At 73.6% G+C, this 17,020-nt stretch carries 15 protein-coding genes, 1 pseudogene and 1 riboswitch; of the genes and pseudogenes, 8 read left to right on the top strand and 8 right to left on the bottom strand.

Going from position 1 to position 17,020, the window contains the following annotated elements; translation table 11 throughout:
* Positions 1-5: 5 nt before the first annotated feature.
* From AB0C76_RS29625 to kdpB, 5 genes are all read right to left on the bottom strand, one after another.
* Positions 6-503 carry a hypothetical protein gene (locus AB0C76_RS29625; RefSeq protein WP_359971458.1) on the bottom strand — a complete coding sequence of 166 codons (498 nt, stop codon included), beginning with the start codon at positions 501-503 and terminating at the stop codon, positions 6-8.
* 46 nt (positions 504-549) lie between these two features.
* Positions 550-1,026, bottom strand: a complete 477-nt coding sequence (locus AB0C76_RS29630) for a winged helix-turn-helix domain-containing protein (RefSeq protein WP_359971460.1) — start codon at positions 1,024-1,026, stop codon at positions 550-552.
* Between the two features lie 60 nt (positions 1,027-1,086).
* A complete protein-coding gene (locus tag AB0C76_RS29635) occupies positions 1,087-1,341 on the bottom strand; it encodes a hypothetical protein (RefSeq protein WP_359971461.1) in 255 nt (84 codons plus the stop codon).
* A gap of 382 nt (positions 1,342-1,723) precedes the next feature.
* A riboswitch (M-box (ykoK) riboswitch) is annotated at positions 1,724-1,897 on the bottom strand.
* A 471-nt stretch (positions 1,898-2,368) separates the two neighbouring features.
* Complete coding sequence (locus tag AB0C76_RS29640; protein ID WP_359971462.1) at positions 2,369-2,854, bottom strand: universal stress protein; 486 nt, start codon at positions 2,852-2,854, stop codon at positions 2,369-2,371.
* A 189-nt stretch (positions 2,855-3,043) separates the two neighbouring features.
* Entirely contained in the window at positions 3,044-5,227 is a 2,184-nt protein-coding gene (gene kdpB, locus AB0C76_RS29645; RefSeq protein ID WP_359971463.1) for a potassium-transporting ATPase subunit KdpB, read from the bottom strand.
* Between the two features lie 354 nt (positions 5,228-5,581).
* Here kdpB and AB0C76_RS29650 point away from each other — a divergent pair, with 354 nt between their 5' ends.
* Both AB0C76_RS29650 and lysA read left to right on the top strand, forming a co-directional pair.
* Positions 5,582-5,755 (top strand): hypothetical protein, encoded by a 174-nt coding sequence (locus tag AB0C76_RS29650; RefSeq protein WP_359971465.1) that lies wholly within the window; start codon positions 5,582-5,584, stop codon positions 5,753-5,755.
* Positions 5,756-5,788: 33 nt separating this feature from the next.
* Entirely contained in the window at positions 5,789-7,135 is a 1,347-nt protein-coding gene (gene lysA / locus AB0C76_RS29655; RefSeq protein ID WP_359971467.1) for a diaminopimelate decarboxylase, read from the top strand.
* 496 nt (positions 7,136-7,631) lie between these two features.
* Here the strand turns inward: lysA and AB0C76_RS29660 are convergent, their stop codons facing one another.
* Together AB0C76_RS29660 and AB0C76_RS29665 are read right to left on the bottom strand one after the other, a co-directional pair.
* A complete protein-coding gene (locus tag AB0C76_RS29660) occupies positions 7,632-8,231 on the bottom strand; it encodes a hypothetical protein (protein ID WP_359971469.1) in 600 nt (199 codons plus the stop codon).
* Complete coding sequence (locus AB0C76_RS29665; RefSeq protein WP_359971471.1) at positions 8,228-8,608, bottom strand: PadR family transcriptional regulator; 381 nt, start codon at positions 8,606-8,608, stop codon at positions 8,228-8,230. The genes AB0C76_RS29660 and AB0C76_RS29665 overlap by 4 nt, the downstream gene beginning before the upstream one ends.
* A 537-nt stretch (positions 8,609-9,145) precedes the next feature.
* Here AB0C76_RS29665 and AB0C76_RS29670 point away from each other — a divergent pair.
* The 5 genes from AB0C76_RS29670 (at position 9,146) to AB0C76_RS29690 (ending at position 15,256) form a co-directional block, all read left to right on the top strand.
* A complete protein-coding gene (locus tag AB0C76_RS29670; protein ID WP_359971473.1) occupies positions 9,146-10,489 on the top strand; it encodes an extracellular solute-binding protein in 1,344 nt (447 codons plus the stop codon).
* The gene (locus AB0C76_RS29675; RefSeq protein WP_359971475.1) at positions 10,486-11,382 is read left to right on the top strand and encodes a sugar ABC transporter permease; all 897 of its coding nucleotides are present in this window, start codon (positions 10,486-10,488) and stop codon (positions 11,380-11,382) included. Before AB0C76_RS29670 ends, AB0C76_RS29675 begins: the two co-directional genes overlap by 4 nt.
* Before the next feature lie 5 nt (positions 11,383-11,387).
* Positions 11,388-12,209, top strand: coding sequence for a carbohydrate ABC transporter permease (locus tag AB0C76_RS29680; RefSeq protein WP_359971477.1), 822 nt, complete (start codon positions 11,388-11,390; stop codon positions 12,207-12,209).
* 4 nt (positions 12,210-12,213) lie between these two features.
* Positions 12,214-13,926 carry a glycoside hydrolase family 36 protein gene (locus AB0C76_RS29685; RefSeq protein WP_359971479.1) on the top strand — a complete coding sequence of 571 codons (1,713 nt, stop codon included), beginning with the start codon at positions 12,214-12,216 and terminating at the stop codon, positions 13,924-13,926.
* A 292-nt stretch (positions 13,927-14,218) separates the two neighbouring features.
* On the top strand, positions 14,219-15,256 hold the full coding sequence (locus AB0C76_RS29690) for a LacI family DNA-binding transcriptional regulator (protein ID WP_359971481.1): 1,038 nt from the start codon (positions 14,219-14,221) through the stop codon (positions 15,254-15,256).
* 304 nt (positions 15,257-15,560) lie between these two features.
* On the opposite strand, the gene AB0C76_RS29695 is transcribed toward AB0C76_RS29690, so the two are convergent.
* Positions 15,561-16,370 (bottom strand): DeoR/GlpR family DNA-binding transcription regulator, encoded by an 810-nt coding sequence (locus AB0C76_RS29695; protein ID WP_359971483.1) that lies wholly within the window; start codon positions 16,368-16,370, stop codon positions 15,561-15,563.
* 171 nt (positions 16,371-16,541) lie between these two features.
* Here AB0C76_RS29695 and AB0C76_RS29700 point away from each other — a divergent pair.
* Positions 16,542-17,020: pseudogene (locus AB0C76_RS29700) on the top strand (galactose-1-phosphate uridylyltransferase); the annotation flags it as partial.

A 17,020-nucleotide genomic window follows, 5' to 3' on the forward strand; every position in this document is an offset into this window, starting at 1 on the left:
GGTCGTCAATGGCGCTGCGACGGTGGTGGGTTGGGGCCGGGCCGGTGCCGTCCCCGGCGCCGCTCGCGGACGGCGTCCACGAGCAGTCGGACGGTCGGGACGGGCAGGTCCAGCCGGCGGGCGATCCACGGCGCGGTGTGACCGCCGAGGGCGAGCACCCAGGCCGCGTAGAGCTGGTTGAGCTGCGGCCCGTCCTCGGCGAGCAGCAGCGGGCGGACGGCCTCCATCGGGAAGCCCTCCAGGGCGCGGGTGCTGTAGACGGGGCCGTCCGGGCCCGGCGGAGGCAGCGGGAGCCTTCGCCGGGCCGCCAGACGGCGGCCGACCAGCAGCGCGGCGACGAGCAGCAGGCCGGTGGCGGCGGCGCCGATCAGGGCGGCGCCGATCACCGGCCGCTCCGGGTCCGAGGCCTCGCTCAACGCGAGGCCTTCGAGGACGAGGAGCGTCAGGACGACGAGCAGCCCCGCCGCCTCGCCGCGCCGCGGGAGCAGCTTGCCGGGAGTCATCGGAAACCTCATCGTGGAGGTGGGGAAGGTGAGTTGGCTGAACGGGTCAGGCTGCGGCGGCCAGCCGGGGGTCGTACTTGTAGCCGACCTGGCGGACGGTCGCGAGGGCGGGCCGGTGTCCGGGGCCGAGCTTGCGGCGTATCCGGGCGATGTGGGTGGAGATGGTGCGGGTGTCGCCGTTGTCGGGGCGGCCCCACACGCTCTCCATCAGCTGGCGGCGGCTGTGCACCCGCAGCGGGTTGGCGACCAGGTGGGCGAGCAGCTCGAACTCCATGAAGGTGAGGTCGACTTCGCGGCCGTCGACGGTCGCGACCCGTTGCTCGGGGTCGATCGCCAGCCCGTTCGGCGGGGTGTCGTCGCCGGTCCGCACCCGGGTGGCCCGGACGGGGGACTGCGCGGGGACGGGCTGTACGGGGGAGGCCTGCGCGGCCTTGGCCGCGGGGGCGCTTGCCCTCGTGACGGCGCGGAGGGCGGCCCGGTGGTCGGAGAAGATGACGTCGAGCCGGGGGTAGCGGACGGCCATGACGGGACTTCCTTCGGCGTGAATCTGCTGGTGGAGTGGGTGGCGGAAGCGGACGGGTGGTCAGTACTCGGCATGCCGGCGGGCGCACGGCCGCGCCGTCCCGTCGGCGGCGGTGACGGTCTCCCATCGGGCCCGCAGGCGCACCTGAGGCCCGGCCGGGGCCTGCGAACCGATGGCCTGGAGCACGCTGTCGGCGATCGGGCCCGCGGCGATCGGGCCCGCGGCGATCCGGCCGAGGACGCCGGCGGGGGTGGCGCGCAGGCCGCGGGGCGGAGCGGTCCGGGGGGCGGGGTGGAAGGAAGCGGCGACGGACATGGCGACTCACCTCGGGTTCAACGGTCGGCGGGCGTGCGGGGGCATGCCCCGGCCGGGCGTGGCGTGGGGTTGGCAGGTTGACGCGCGAGCGCGCCTCGCAGCGGGCGACGGTGGCCCCCTGCGGGCACGACACCGCGACCCGGGGCGGCCTGTCCGATGTGGGGCCGCGCGGGCGAGGTGGGTGCGACGGGACGTCAGAAGCGCTGCGCGATAGAGGTGTTCAGCGTCTGCCGGAGGCGCGCTCGGGCACACGGGAACGGGGCTGACTGTGGCCCGGACTGCTACTGCTGTCCATGTGATCGCCTCCTTCCGGTCGGGCGCACCACGGGCGGCGCGTTCATCGACTCGGCAGGAGCTCGCCAACCTGCCCCCCGGGGCGGCCGGCTCACCCCAACTCGTCAGAGCTTTGGCACTTCACGGCGTAATCCCCCCTTGGGGGAAGCCACTTGGGATCAACCCTTAGGTCGGGAAGATCTGTCCTGAACCTGGGCGTCTCTCGACGTCGTCGGGTCAGTGGCCTGTGTCCGTGAAGACGCCTCACCGAACGAGGTGCCTTTCAAACACCCGAAAGCATAGCCCGGAACCGCGCGACCCTCGACACCTTTGTCGAACTTCTGACACGAACTCCCGACACGTACTCCCGGTGCGAACACCCTCCCCGGGGCGCATGGCGTTCGAGTGCGACCTGATGACGGTGGGTGCGAGGGGATCCTCGGCGTGATCGGCGGCTCGACGGGCGGCTACCGCGCTCGGGCTCGGCATGGTGCACCCGCAGGCCGTCCCGACCGTGGTCCCCGCTCTCCGGCTGCTTCGGGGCGAGCACAGCCTCGCGACCCGGACGCGGCTGCTGCCGCCCTCGCTCACGTGGCTGAGCGCCCACCTCAACGCTCCTTCTCCAGAGGGGCGTTGACATGACGCCGCCCCCGTCCGGGCGGATCGGACGGGGGCGGCGCAGGGGGCTCGCCGGGCCGGCCCCGGTGGCCCTGGCCGTGGTGCCGCGGTGCGGTGGTGTCGCGGTGCGGTGGTGTCAGCGGGCGAGGAGCGGAAGCGGGGCGCCCGTGCGGGCGGGGAGTTCGAGGCGGGTCAGGAGTTCGGACGGGGACACCTCGATGACCCGGCAGCCGGCCCGGTGGCGGCAGTGGCGGGCGACCGACGCGTGACGCAGCCGGTCGAGGCGGCGGCGGGTGGCGGCACCGATCACGAGGAGGTCGTCCGGGCCGGTGACGGTGCCGACCAGGGCGGGACCCGGTTCGGAGTTGACCACCACGGGGCGGACGACCAGGCCGGACGGGTACCCGCCGTAGGCCTGTTCGAAAGCGATGTCGAGGCGCCGGCGGGCGGCGTGCTCCAGTTCGGACAGCGGCCGCAGCCCGTCCCGGTCGTGCACGGTCCAGGCCGCGACCGGGACGAGGGTGGCTCCGAGTCGGGCCGCTTCGCCGACGGCGTGGTAGAGGGCGGCGAGACTGCTCAGTGATCCGCTCAGGCCGACGATCACTCGGGTGGTCCCGGTCATGGCCGTTCGCCTCCGTGTGGTTCCGTGTCTTCGGTTCCGTCATGTCCAGTGAACCCCGGAACCATCCGGTCCGCGCCGCCGCTGACGCCGCCATGACGCGTGCCGCCCGCATCTTGACGGCCCCCTGACAGCCGCGCGTACTAGTAGCACCGGCGCCGGCACCGGCACCGGCATCCGGACGGTCGCTGATCAGCCCAGTCCCGGGACGAACTCGATCAGCAGGTCGATCGCCTTGATGCCGAGGAACGGCAGGACCAGCCCGCCCAGCCCGTACACCCGCAGGTTGCGCCGGAGCAGGTCGGTGGCCGAGGCGGGCTGGTAGCGGACGCCGCGCAGGGCGAGCGGGATCAGCGCGACGATGATCAGCGCGTTGAAGATGATCGCGGAGGCGATCGCGGACTGCGGGCTGTGCAGGCCCATGATGTTGAGGTGGTGCAGCCCGGGGTAGGCGTTCGCGAACATCGCGGGGATGATCGCGAAGAACTTGGCGACGTCATTGGTGATCGAGAAGGTGGTCAACGCGCCCCGGGTGATGAGGAGTTGCTTGCCGACCCGGATGATGTCGATGAGCTTGGCCGGGTTGGAGTCGAGGTCGACCATGTTGCCCGCCTCCTTCGCCGCCGGGGTGCCGGAGTTCATGGCGACGCCGACGTCGGCCTGGGCGAGGGCGGGGGCGTCGTTGGTGCCGTCGCCGGTCATCGCGACCATGTTCCCGGCGGCCTGTTCCTGGCGCAGGTAGGCGAGCTTGTCCTCGGGGGTGGCCTCGGCGAGGAAGTCGTCGACCCCGGCCTCCTCGGCGATGGCCTTGGCGGTGAGCGGGTTGTCGCCGGTGACCATGATCGTGCGGATGCCCATCCGCCGCAGCTCGGCGAAGCGTTCGGCGATGCCCTCCTTGACGACGTCCTTGAGCTCGACGACGCCGAGCGCGCGGGCGCCGTGCCGGTCGTGCACGGCGACGAGCAGCGGGGTGCCGCCGTCCCCGGCGATCCGGTCCACGAGCGGTTTGGCCGCCATCGGCAGCCGGCCGCCGGACTGGACGACCCACTGGGCGACGGCGCTCGCGGCGCCCTTGCGGATGAGGCACGTGGCGCCGTCGGGCCAGCTCAGGTCGACGCCGCTCATCCGGCTGTGCGCGGTGAACGGGACGGGCCGCTGCTCGCCGAGCTCACCGGGGGCCCTTGGCGGCACCCAGTACTGACGGTTCGTCAGTTCGACGAGCGAGCGCCCCTCCGGCGTCTCGTCCGCGACCGATGCCAACTGCGCGGCTTCGGCGAGCTGTTCGGTCGTCGCGCCGGGCAGTGCGTGCAGGGCGACGGCCCGGCGGTTGCCGTACGTGATGGTGCCGGTCTTGTCGAGCAGCAGCACGTCGACGTCCCCGGCGGCCTCGACGGCGCGGCCGGAGAGGGCGACGACGTTGCGCTGGACGAGTCTGTCCATCCCGGCGATGCCGATCGCGGAGAGCAGCGCGCCGATGGTCGTCGGGATGAGCGCGACCATCAGGGCGCACAGCACGACGGTGGTCTGCGGGGCGTGCGCGTAGATGGCCATCGGCTGGAGGGAGACGACGGAGAGGATGAAGATGATGGTGAGGGACGCGAGCAGGATGTTGAGCGCGATCTCGTTCGGCGTCTTCTGCCGGTTGGCGCCCTCGACCAGGCTGATCATCCGGTCGATGAAGCTCTGCCCGGGGCGGGAGGTGACCCGGACGACCAGGTGGTCCGAGAGCACCCTGGTGCCGCCGGTGACGCTGGTGCGGTCGCCGCCGGACTCGCGGATGACGGGGGCGGACTCGCCGGTGATCGCGGACTCGTCGACGCTCGCGACGCCCTCGACGACCTCGCCGTCCTGCGGGATCACCTCGCCGGCCGACACGAGCACGATGTCGTGCAGCATCAACTGCTCAGCGGGGATGACCTCGTGGCGGTGGTCGCGGGTGCCGACCCGCCAGTGCAGCAGCCGCCGGGCGGTGGTGCCGGCCTGGGCGCGGCGCAGCGACTCGGCCTGCGCCTTGCCCCGGCTCTCGGCGACTGCCTCGGCGAGGTTGGCGAACAGCACGGTGAGCCAGAGCCAGAAGCTGATCACCCACGCGAACACGCTCGGGCGGGCGAGGGCGGTGAGCGTGGTGAGGGCCGAGCCGGTCTCGACGACGAGCATGACCGGGTTGCGGGCCATCGTGCGCGGGTGCAGCTTGCGGACGGCGGCGGGCAGGGCCTCGGCGAGCTGCTGCCGGGTGATGAGGGTACGTCGGCCCGCCTTCGGGTCCTTCGGGCGGTGGCTCGGGCGTGGCGGCTCGGGAGCGGGGGGTTCCGCCTGGCGGAACCGGTTCTCCTGGTGGGCGGTGGTGTCCGGTGGGGTGAGGGCCGAACGGCGCATCGTCTCGGGGACCTTCCGGGCTGCCCCGCACAGCGGGGCGGCGGGCTCGGGGGAGCGGCGGGAACGGCCGACAGCCCACCACCGGATCTCCACGCGCCATGCCGGTCTTGACGCGGGCTTGGCGGTGGAACGGCCTTCCTTGACAGTTCCCTGACACCATGATCGATCCGGCCTCCAACCTGCGCGAACACCCGTTCGGCGGGTGGGGTCGGGGGGAACGTCAGGAAGTCGTCAAGGTCGAGCCCATCCGCGTAGGTCACGCGTCAAGGGCGGGTGCGGTCGGTGTGCGATGGGTTTGCACTGGAACCGAGGGCCGCGGACGGCGGCCCTTCCACGACGTTCCCTGGAGCCCCGATGACCACCGCCACCGCCCTGATCGACGTCGACGAGCCGCTGGAACGGACGATCCGCCTCGTGCCCACCACCGAGCGTCCCGCGCCCGCGCCCGCCGCCCCGGCCCGTTCGGAGGTCGACCCCAGCCGTACCCGCCCGGCCCACTGCCGGTTCGCGATGCACTTCGAGGACTGACCGCCACCCGCTCGACGTTCCGTAGGAGCCGCAATGACCCAGCTCACCGCCCTTCCCTCCGTCACCTCCACTCCCGCCGACGCGCTCGGCGGCCCCTGGCCCGCGTCGGCGCGGACGGGGCCCGGCGGTGAGGTGCTGGTCGGCGGAGTCGGGCTGGCGGAGGCCGCCGAACGGTTCGGCACGCCGCTGTACGTGCTCGACGAGGCCGAGGTGCGGGGCCGCGCCCGGGCGTACCGGCGGGCGCTGCCGCACGCGGACGTGCTGTACGCGGCCAAGGCCTTCCTGTGCAGCGCGATGGCGGACTGGGTGGCGGAGGAGGGGCTGGGGCTGGACGTCTGTTCGTCGGGCGAACTGTGGCTGGCCTCGTCCGCCGGGTTCCCGGCGCAGCGGATCCTGCTGCACGGCAACGCGAAGTCGCCGGAGGACCTGAGGCTGGCGCGGCGGCTGCGGGTCGGCCGGATCGTCATCGACGGGCCGGCGGAGATCGCCAGGCTCGCGGCGCTGGTCGCGGCGGACACCCCGCAGAAGGTTCTGGTCCGGGTCGTTCCGGGCATCGCGGCCGGGCACCACGCCGCGGTGCGGACCGGGGTGGGCGGGCAGAAGTTCGGCTTCCCGGTCGAGGGTGGCGACGCGGCCGACGCGATCGCCCGGGTGCTCGACCAGCCGGGGCTGGAACTCGTCGGTCTGCACTGCCACTTGGGCTCGCAGATCACCGAGGTCGAGCCGTTCCTCCAGTCCGTGGACACCCTCGTGCGACTGCTCGCCGAGGTGCGCGACCGGCACGGCGTCGAGCTGCCCGAGCTCGACCTGGGCGGTGGTCACGGCATCCGGTACCTGCCGGGCGACCAGGAGCTGGACGTCGCCGAGTTCGCGGTGCGGGTGACGGACCGGCTCGCGGTGCGCTGCGCCGAGGCGGACCTGGAGGTGCCGCGCCTGACCGTCGAGCCCGGCCGTGCGATCGTCGGTCCGGCGGCGGTGGCGGTGTACCGGGTGCTGTCCGTGAAGCACACGGCGGACGGGCGGTGCTTCGCGGCGGTGGACGGCGGCATGAGCGACAACCCGAGGCCGGTGCTGTACGGGTCGGAGTACACCGTGCGGATGGTGGGCCGCCGTACGGACGCGGGTACGGCGCGGGTCGACGTGGTCGGGCGGCACTGCGAGGCCGGCGACGCGCTCGTGCGCGACGCGCTGCTCCCCGCGGACCTGCGGCCGGGTGACCTGCTGGCCGTCCCGGCGGCGGGGGCGTACCAGCTGTCGATGGCCAGCGGCTACAACATGGTGGGCCGACCGCCGGTGGCCGCCGTGAAGGACGGCAGGGCACGGCTGCTGATCAGGAGGGAGACGGTCGAGGACTTCCGTCTGAGGGAGGTCGGCCGGTAGCGGTGGTGGCGCGAGAAGTCGGCGAGGCCGACTTCTCGCGCTGCCTCATGCTGTGGGGAGCCCCACCCGATCCACCTCTGCCCGGCGCCCGATTGACCGGTGGCGCGAGCCGCCCCGCCCGTTCGGCCGGGGCGGTCCCTCATGAGGACGAGAAGCCGGCGACAACCCGTCCGGCCTGACACGGGATGTCCGGCCGGATCGTGCGGGGCGGGCGATCACGTACCGGCTCGACCGCCGGCCCTCCGGTACCCATCGCGACCACACCGCGTCCGAGTCGTGGGCCGGTTGCTCCGTCGCACCCTGCCGGCGTGCCGCGATCGGCAGCCGTCTTGCACCTGTACGCGGACGCGGCCCCGGGTGTGCTGGACGCCGCCGTCCAGCGCACCTGGGATGCCGACCGCGTGTTCACCCGGCGGGTTCCCGGCCCGGCGCCGATGGCGCCCGGGTGGAGGCTTCCCCGGTCCCGGGCGCGCCTCGTGCCGCCGAGCACCGGGGCTCAGGCCGCCAGGGCGGCGGACCGCAGCCGGGAGGCGGAGCGGGCGAGACGGAACGCGGCGACGAGCGTCGGGCAGAACCCGATGGCGCAGGCGACGAGGACGCCGGCCGGGGTCAGCCCCGCGGAGGAGGCGACGACGACGGCCGCCAGGGGCGTGAGCAGGATCGGGCTGAGCAGGAGCAGCGCGGCCTGCTTCTTCTCTCGTCCGGTCCACTGCGGGGACTTGGCGACCCGGACCGTCGCGACCAGGGCGCTGACCAGCGCGAGGCCGGGCCCGACCGCCGGGACGAGGAGCAGGGGCATCGCCAGGACGGCGAGGAGCAGGGTCGTCGTGGTGCGGCGGCCGGTCTCCGGCTCGGGTCGGGCGCAGCCCTCCTCGGCGAGCGCGGCGTCGGCGATCCGCCGGGGGCTGCCCAGCTGTTCGAGGACCTGCCGGACGGCCTCCTCATCGGTGGCGTCGCTCTCGGCGAGCGCGATCTCGACGTGCTCGCGCAGGTCGGCGAGCAGTTCGCGGCGGCGTTCGGCGGTCAGCGGTGCGGTGTACCGCTCGACGGCGTCGAGGTGGGCACGGACCAGGGGGTGCTCGGTGGCGTTGTTCACGGGGTGTCTCCCGGGGCGAGTACGTGATCGACGGTTTCACGGAAGGCGGGCCACAGCGTGGCGAACTCCTTTAGCGCGCTGCGCCCGGCATCGGTGAGGGTGTAGTAGCGGCGGGACGGGCCGCTGGCCGAGTCGCGCAGGAACGTGTCGGCGAGTCCGGCCCGCCGCAGCCGTGACAGCAGGGGGTAGATCGTTCCCTGACTGGTCGCCAGCGCCGGGAACCTCCCGAGCTCCTGCAGCAGCTCGACGCCGTACCGGGGCTCGTCGCGCAGCAGCGCGAGCACGCAGTACTCCAGCACGCCCTTGCGCAGCTGCGTCGCCACCGGCCCGTCCACGGCACCATCGGCGCCCTCATGGTTTGCGATGCCAGGTACCATGCATCGCAAGATAGCATGCGAAACAAGCAACTCGCGAGACCGGGGCGAGGAACAAGGGAACGAGCGGGGCGGGGAGCGGGCATGTGACAAGGCCGGCGTGTCGTGCCGAGCCGCCGCGGGCCTCGTTCCTTCGCCCTGGTCGACGAGTTGTCCGTCCGTAGGACAAAGGGGCGCGAAGGCTCCGGCCATCTACGGCGCACGGTCACACGGCCGGTCGCAGCGCTCGGAATCGTGCCCCCGGAGACCACCGCCGCAGGCCGTCCCTGTCGGGCTGGTTCTCGCGAAGCCACCAGGTCGGCCCGTGTCGGTCGGACGTGTGAGGGCAGGCTTGCCGGCCGTGCCGACCCCTGCTGATCGACCGGTCGCGCGAACGCCCGCGCCCTACGTCCGGTAACGGAACGGTTGCGGTGCTCGCGGGCCGTGCATGCGGGGTTGACGGCGTACGGCGGGTGGCGTTTGCTGTGTGGCGCTCGTTCGGGACTGTTTGGTTCTGGTCTGTTTTGTGGATTTGAACGTTCAAAAACGAGAGGCGATGCAATGTCACACCTTTCACGTCGCGAGCTCCTCCGCGCCTCCGGGGCCGGCCTGATGGCCCTGGCCGCCGGGGGAGCGCTGGCGGCCTGCGGGGACTCCGGATCGGGGGCCGCCTCGGGCGGTGACGCCGAAACCGGCACCGTCACCGTGTGGTCGTGGGCCACGGCCGCTGCCGCGCTGCGCGGGGTCGTCCCGGCGTTCGAGCGGGACAACCCCGGCATCAAGGTCGACGTCCAGGACATCGGGAACCCGGCCATCTGGGACAAGATCACCGTCGGTCTCGCCGCCGGCGGGCAGGGGCTCGGGGACGTCCTCCACATCGGTTGCGACTACCTGCCCGGCTACCTGGAGAAGTTCCCCGGCGGCCTCGCCGACCTCTCCTCCTTCGGCGCCGACGCCCACAAGGACGAGTTCGCCAAGGGCCTGTGGCCGGTCGTCACGGGCAAGGACGGCCACGCCTACGCGCTGCCCTGGGAGGTCAACCCGCTCGGGTTCTTCTACCGCGAGGACTACTTCGGCAGGGCCGGCATCGACCCGACCGCCCTCGCCACCTGGGACGACCTGATCGCCGTGGCGGAGAAGTTCAGGGCCGCCAACCCCGGCATCTCCCTCATCGGCATCAACAAGGCCGCGAACCCGGATCCCGACCTGGACTTCGTGCAGTCGCTGATGCAGCTCCAGGGCGCGTTCTACTTCGACCTCCAGGGGCGGGTCACACTCGGTGCGCCCGAGGCGGTCCGCGCGATGGACGTCCTGAAGCGGCTGGACGGCGCCGGGCTGGTCGCCGATGCCCCCGGTGAGCAGGGCTGGGCCACCCTGATGAAGGCCGGAAAGCTCGCCGTCGCCCCCATGCCCGCCTGGGCGGCGCACTACCTGGAGGCCAAGTTCGGCGACCAGAGCGGACACTGGCGCCTCGCCAAGCCGCCGGCCGTCACCGCCGGAGGCAAGCGCACCGCGCTCGTGAACTCCACCCACCTCGCCGTCGCCGGTGCCAGCCCGCGCCGCCGCGCCGCCTGGAAGTTCGTCGAGTACGCGCTCACCCGCCCGGCCTCCGTGAACAGCATGTTCACCGCCGGCGGCGTCTTCCCCGCGCTCACCGCGGCCTACGCCGACCCGATGTACGGCGCGCCCAGCGCCTACTACGGCGGTCAGGCCGTGCTGCGGACCTTCGCCGACCTGGCCGTCGACGGCGGTGACCCGACCAACTACTCCGGGGACTACGCCCGCGCCCTCAAGCTGGCCGGCGACGCCCAGACGAAGGTGTTCCTGAAGGGCGGCGACCCGGCCGCCGTCCTCCAGGACGCCGCCAAACAGCTCGCCCAGCAGACCGGGCGCAACATCGCATGACGACGACCCTCCAACCGTCCCTCACGCGTGCCCGGCGGCGCCGCACCGCCGTGCCGTACCTGCTCCTCGCCCCCGCCCTGGTCACCTTCGGCGTGTTCAAGGCGTACCCCGTCGTCGACTCGCTGCTCCTCTCCTTCACCGCCGGCTCCGGCGCCGCCGCCCGCCCCGCAGGACTCGCCAACTACCGTCGCCTGCTGGACGATCCGCTGTTCTGGACGGCTCTGCGCAACACCGCCGAGATCCTCGTCGTGCAGGTCCCGCTGATGCTCGGGCTGGCCCTGCTGATGGCCGTCGGCATCAACTCGGCGCTGGTGCGCTGGCGGGCGGTGTGGCGGCTGGGTGTCTTCATGCCGGCGGTGACCGGCCTGGTCGCCACCGGTGTGATCTTCGCCTTCCTCCTCGACTCCCAGCGCGGCGCCGTCAACCGTCTGCTGGACGCGATCGGACTTCCGGCCGTCGACTGGTTCGGCGAGCCGTTCTGGGCGCGGATGGCCGTCGTCCTGGTGCTGACCTGGCACTACACGGGCTACAACGCCGTCATCTACCTGGCCGGCCTGCAGGGCGTGCCGAAGGAGCTGTACGAGGCCGCGATGGTCGACGGCGCGGGCCCCCTCAGGAGGTTCACCGCCGTCACGGTGCCCGCGCTGCGCCCGGTCCTGCTGTTCACGGTCGTGCTGTCCACCATCGGCACGCTCCAACTCTTCGACGAACCGTACGTGTTGACCGGCGGCGGGCCGGACAACGCGACGCTGACCGTCTCCATGTACCTGTACCAGAACGGCTTCCGGTACTTCGACTTCGGCTACGCGTCCGCGATCGCCTACGCGCTGACCCTGCTGGTGTCGGTGCTCGGCGCGGTCCAGATGCGGCTGATGGGGGAGCGGGAGAAATGAAGCCGATGAGGAGACTACGCGGCTGGCCGCTGACCTTCTGCCTCGCGGGCCTCACCGGTCTGTCCGTCGGACCGTTCTACTGGCTGGTGATCGCCACCACCCGCAAGGACACGGACATCTTCGACTGGCCGCCCGAGCTGCTGCCCGGCGGCCACCTCGGCGACAACCTCGACCACCTGCAGCGGAGGATCGGCCTGCTCCGGGTGATCGGGAACTCGCTGCTGGTGGCCGGCGTCCAGACCGCCGGAGCCCTGGTGGTCGCCCTGCTGGCCGGCTACGCCTTCGCCAAGTTCCGCTTCCGGGGCCGGAGTCTGTTGTTCGGGCTGCTGCTCTCCACCCTGGTGGTGCCCGAACAGGTCATGCTGGTACCGCTGTTCAAGATGATGATGAGCTTCGGCCTGCTCGACACCTACCAGGCGCTCATCCTGCCCGGCCTGTGCGTGCCGTTCGCGATCTTCCTGATGCGGCAGTCCCTCGCCGGACTGCCGGACGAACTCCTGGACGCCGCACGGGTGGACGGCGCGGGCGAGTTCCGGGTGCTGTGGAGCGTCGTCGTGCCGGTCATGCGGCCGGTGCTCGCGGCCCTCGCGATCTTCCTCTTCCTGGGCTCCTGGAACCAGTTCGTGTGGCCGCTGGTCGCCCTGCGCAGCCCCGCCATGCACACCCTCCCGGTGGCCATCGCCACCCTGTACGGCAACAAGAGCACGACCGACTACGGCGCGATCCTCACCGGCACCGCGCTGTCCACCCTGCCGATGATGGTCCTCTTCCTGGTCCTGCAACGGCAGTTCATCTCCGGCCTGCTGGCCGGTGCGACGAAGGGCTGAACCTGTGACCGACATCTGGGAGCCGCACGCCCCCGCCGCCGGCGGCCTGCGCCCGCTGCACGCCGAGGGCCTGGACCTGCGGGTGAGCGGCGCGGGGACGGCCCGCGCGGTCGCCGACGGGGTGGTCGAGGTGACCGCGCGGGGCCGGGGCGACGTACGGATCGAGTGGCGGGTGCCGTGCGTGGACGCCACCGCCCTCTGGACGCCCGAACCGCGCGGCACCGGCTGGCTGCCCGCCGCCTGGAGCGCCCCGCGGCGCACCGGGATCGCCGCCGGAGCCCCGATCGCCGCCCTCGTCGGCACCGGCGACGTCGCGATCTGCGCCTTCGCCGCCGAGCGGCCGGACGTGCTGGCGGGCGCGGGAGTCGTCGAGGAGACCGGCGAGTTCCGCTTCTGGGCGCAGGCCCCCGGCCGCCTCACCGTGCGGATCGACACCTCGCGCCGCCACTTCGCCCGCTGCCTGGCCGGCCTGGCCGAGTGGTGGGGCACCGCGCACCGGGCGGACGTGCCCGAAGCCGCCCGTCGCCCCGCCTACTCCACCTGGTACGCGATGCACCAGGACGTCTCGCCGAAGGCCGTCGAGGCCCAGGCCGCGCTGGGCAGGGAGCTCGGGCTGGACGTGATCATCGTCGACGACGGCTGGATGACCGCCGACCGCACGCGCGGCTACGGGCACTGCGGCGACTGGGAGCCGGTCTCGCTGCCCGACACCGCCGCCCACGTGCGGCGCGTCCACGAGCTCGGCGTGCAGTACGTGCTCTGGTACGCGCTGCCGTTCATCGGCAAGAACAGCGCCGCGTTCGAGCGCATCGGCCGGTACGCGCTGGCCGACGCCGGGCCCATGGGCGCCGTCGTCGCCGACCCGCGCCACCCCGAGGTCCGCGAGTTCCTGGTGGGGAGGCTCGCGCGGGCCGTCGAGGAATGGGGCATGGACGGCCTCAAGGTGGACTTCGTCGACTGGTTCGCGCGGGCGGACGCGCCCGCGCCCGGCCCCGGGGCCGACTGCACGAGCGTCGACGAGGGCGTCGAACGGCTGCTCGCCGAGCTGCGCCGGCGGATCACGGCGGCCCACCCGGACGCGATGATCGAGCACCGCCAGCCCTACGTCAGCCCGGCCCTGTGGCCGTACGTCACCATGATCCGGGCCACCGACTGCCCGCTCAGCCCCCAGGAGAACCGGCAGCGGACCATCGACGTGCGGCTCGCCGCCGGGCCCGTCCCGGTCCACTCCGACATGCTGACCTGGCACCCGGTGGAGCCGCCCGAGCAGATCGCCTGCCACCTGATCAACGTCCTGTTCGCCGTCCCGCAGGTGTCCGTCGACCTCGCCGCGCAGCGCCCGGAGCAGCGCGAGGCCCTGGCCTTCTGGCTCGGCGTCCTCCGCACCCACGCCGACACCCTGCAACTCGGCGAACTGCGCCCGGCCCGGCCCGACCTCGGCTATCCGATGGTCACCGCCACCGGCCCGGACACCGTCGCCGTCGCCCGCTACGCGGCACTGCCGGTGGACGCGGGCGGCGAGCGGTGGCGCACCCTGCTGGTGGCCAACGCCGACGCCGACCCGGACGTGCGGCTGACGGGTGGCAGCGGGACGGCGGAGGCCACGGTCCAGGACGCGCGGGGGCGTGTCGTGCGGCAGGGCGAGGTCGAGCTCGGCCGGGACGGCACCGTCGTGGCGGTGCCGCGCGGCGGGTTGCTCACCTTGCGGCGTGCGTGAGCGTCGTGACGGGGCCGGCCCGGTGACGGCGGCCGGGCAGGTGAGCGGGGCAGTGTCGTCCGGCCTGGCCGGGGCGGCGCCATCGCGGTGCCGTGCGTGAGTGCGGCGCCGATGCCGATCCGGTGGTGCGGTCGGGCGGCGGAGGCGATCGTCGAGACCGCGAGAGGGCGTATCGTCCGGCGGGGTGGGGAGGACCCCGCCCGGGTGGCGTCGAGGTGTCGCCCGGCGGGCCGTCGGCCCTGCGCCGCACGTGACCACATCGATGACCTGACCGAGCACGCCGGAGGAACCCATGCCCGAGGGAGCACGCCGACCACGCCGCGGGGCCAGCACCATCGAGGAGGTCGCCCGCGCGGCCGGCGTGTCCCGGCAGACGGTGTCCAACGCGCTCAACGCCCCGCACCGGGTGCGCCCGGACACCCTGGAGCGGGTGACGGCCGCGATCCGCGAACTCGGCTACCAGCCCGACCAGTCGGCCCGCTCGCTGCGCAGCGGCGCCCGGCGCACGATCGGCTACCTCTCGCCGGTGGACGACCCGTTCGACCCCAACCCGCTGATGGCCGGCTTCCTGGAGGCGCTGGTCGACGCGGCCGGGGCGCAGGGCCTGCGGGTGCTGCTGTTCCGCCCGGCACCGGGCACCAGCGACGCGCCGGGCGCGGGGGACGCTCTCGCCGCCATCGACGCGCTCGTCGCGGCCCGTCAGGTGGACGGGCTCGTGCTCGCGGACGTGCTGCGCGACGACCCGCGGATCGCCCACGTCGCCCGGGTCGGAGTCCCGTTCACGACCTTCGGGCGGACGGGACCGGGGGAGCCGCAGCACTGGGTGGACATCGGCAACGGCCCGGCGATGGCGGCCGTCGTGCGGCACCTCGCCGAGCGCGGGCACCGGCGTCTCGGGTACCTGGGAGGTCCGGAGGACCTGCCGTGGATGGCGGAACGCCGCGCGGGCTTCCTCGCCGAGGTGCGGCGGCTGGGCCTGACGGCGGAGGTGGCGGCCGGGTCGGACGTCGCCGCCCTGCGCGGGCTGCTGCACCGCCCGGACCGGCCGACAGCCGTCGCGGCGGCGAGCGACCTGCTCGCGCTCGACGTCTACGAGGCCGTCCGGGCCGGGGGGTTGACGGTCGGACGGGAGGTGGCGGTCACGGGTTTCCACGACACGCCGCTCTGCCGCCACCTGCACCCCGCGCTGACGTCCGTCCGGCTGCCGCTGCGGGCGATCGCCGCCGCACTGGTCGAGCGGCTGCTCGGCCAGGTGCGGGGGGACCGGGCGCCGGGCGCGGGGCTGGAGCTGCCCACCGAGCTGGTGGTTCGGGCGAGTTCAGGGGGTTGAGTGCCGCGGCGACCGGTTTCGCGGGGCCGGGCCTCAGGGATGTCAGGGCCCCGAGGGCACGGTGGTGAGGCCTGCGGCATGTGCGGCTCACCGCCCAGCGGGGTGCCGGGGCAGTGGGGTTCGATGCGGTGGTCACACCTCCAGGCCGGCCGGTGGGTGGCGGCGCCACGTCCTCGCGGTGGTCACACCTCCAGGCCGGCCGGTGGGTGGCGGCGCCACGTCCTCCCGGAGGGCCGGACGCGCCCCCCACCGGGGGATCCGGGCTCGGTCGCCCAGCCCCTCGGGGGCGCGTCCCGCCGGCCCGTCAGTCGCCGGAGGACGCGACGATCAGCTCGCCGACCAGCCGGGCGGCGGCCGTCCGTTCCTCGGCGGCGAGGGCGTCGTCCGTCACCAGGACGTCGAGCTGGTCGAGGGCGGCGAAGGAGGCCAGGCCGACGGCGTTCCACTTCGTGTGGTCGGCGACCACGATGACGCGGCGGGCCGACTGCAGGAAAGCCCGGTTGGTCTCGGCCTCGGCCAGGTTGGGGGTGGTCAGCCCGGTGTCGGCGGAGAGGCCGTGACAGCCCATGATGAGCACGTTGACGTGCAGCGAGCGGATCGCCTGGTCCGCCACCGGGCCGACCAGCGCGTCCGAGGGCGTGCGGACGCCGCCGGTGCGGATCACCGTCGCCGTCGCCGGGGTGCCGTCGTCGTCGGGCTGTTCCAGCAGTTCGGCGATCCGCAGGGAGTTGGTGACCACCGTCAGGCCCTCGACGGCGCGCAGGTGGCGGGCCACCGCGAAGGTCGTCGTGCCGGCCGCGAGGCCGACCGCCGAACCGGGCGGCACGAGTGCGGCGGCGGCGCGGGCGATCGCCTCCTTCGCGGGCAGCTCCCAGCCGGCCTTGGTCTCGAAGCCGGGTTCGCCGCTGAGCGGTGCCTCGACCCGCACCGCGCCGCCGTGGACCTTCTCCACCAGTCCGCGCCGGGCCAGCGCGTCGAGGTCGCGGCGGACCGTCATGTCGGAGACCCCGAGGTCGCGGACGAGTTCGGTCACCCGGACCCCGCCCCGCGCGCGCACCTGTTCCAGGATCAGCGCGCGTCGCTGCCCGGCGAGCGGTTGGGCGCTGTCGGCCATCGGGGGGCCTCCCTCGGGTCGCTGTGGCGCGGGTCGGTGCGGCCGGGGCGGCCGCACTCATCGCCATCATGGCCATCATGGCAGGTGCCGGGTGCTTCCGGGGCGCCGGGTCTGTTGGATAGTGTTCGAGATTGTTGATTCATGTCGGATCGAGGAGAGAGAACCGAGGCCATGGCCGGGACCGTCACCGAGCCCACCGCCAGGACCGCGACCACGCTCGCGGACGGGCGGGAGCTCATCTACTACGACAGCGGCGCGGCCGTGCCCCGGAACGCCGTCGACCGGCGCCCGCTGGACCCCCGGCCGCCCGCCTCCCAAGTGCGCCGGGACCCGGCCACCGGGGACTGGGTCACCGTCGCCGCCCACCGGCAGGCCCGCACCTACCAGCCGCCCGCCGAGGAGTGCCCGCTGTGCCCCTCCCGGGACGGGCGGCTGAGCGAAATCCCCGCCGCCGACTACCAGGTGGCCGTGTTCGAGAACCGCTTCCCCTCGCTGGCCGGACCGCCGGGCGAGCTCACCGGCGGACTGCGGACGGCCGGTCCCGGCGCCGGGCGCTGCGAGGTGGTGTGCTTCACGGCCGACCACGACGCGTCCTTCGCCGACCTCTCCGAGGCCCGCGCGCGTCTGGTCCTGGACGCGTGGACGGACCG

It is taken from the genome of Kitasatospora sp. NPDC048722 (assembly GCF_040650235.1).
Classification (GTDB): Bacteria; Actinomycetota; Actinomycetes; order Streptomycetales; family Streptomycetaceae; genus Kitasatospora.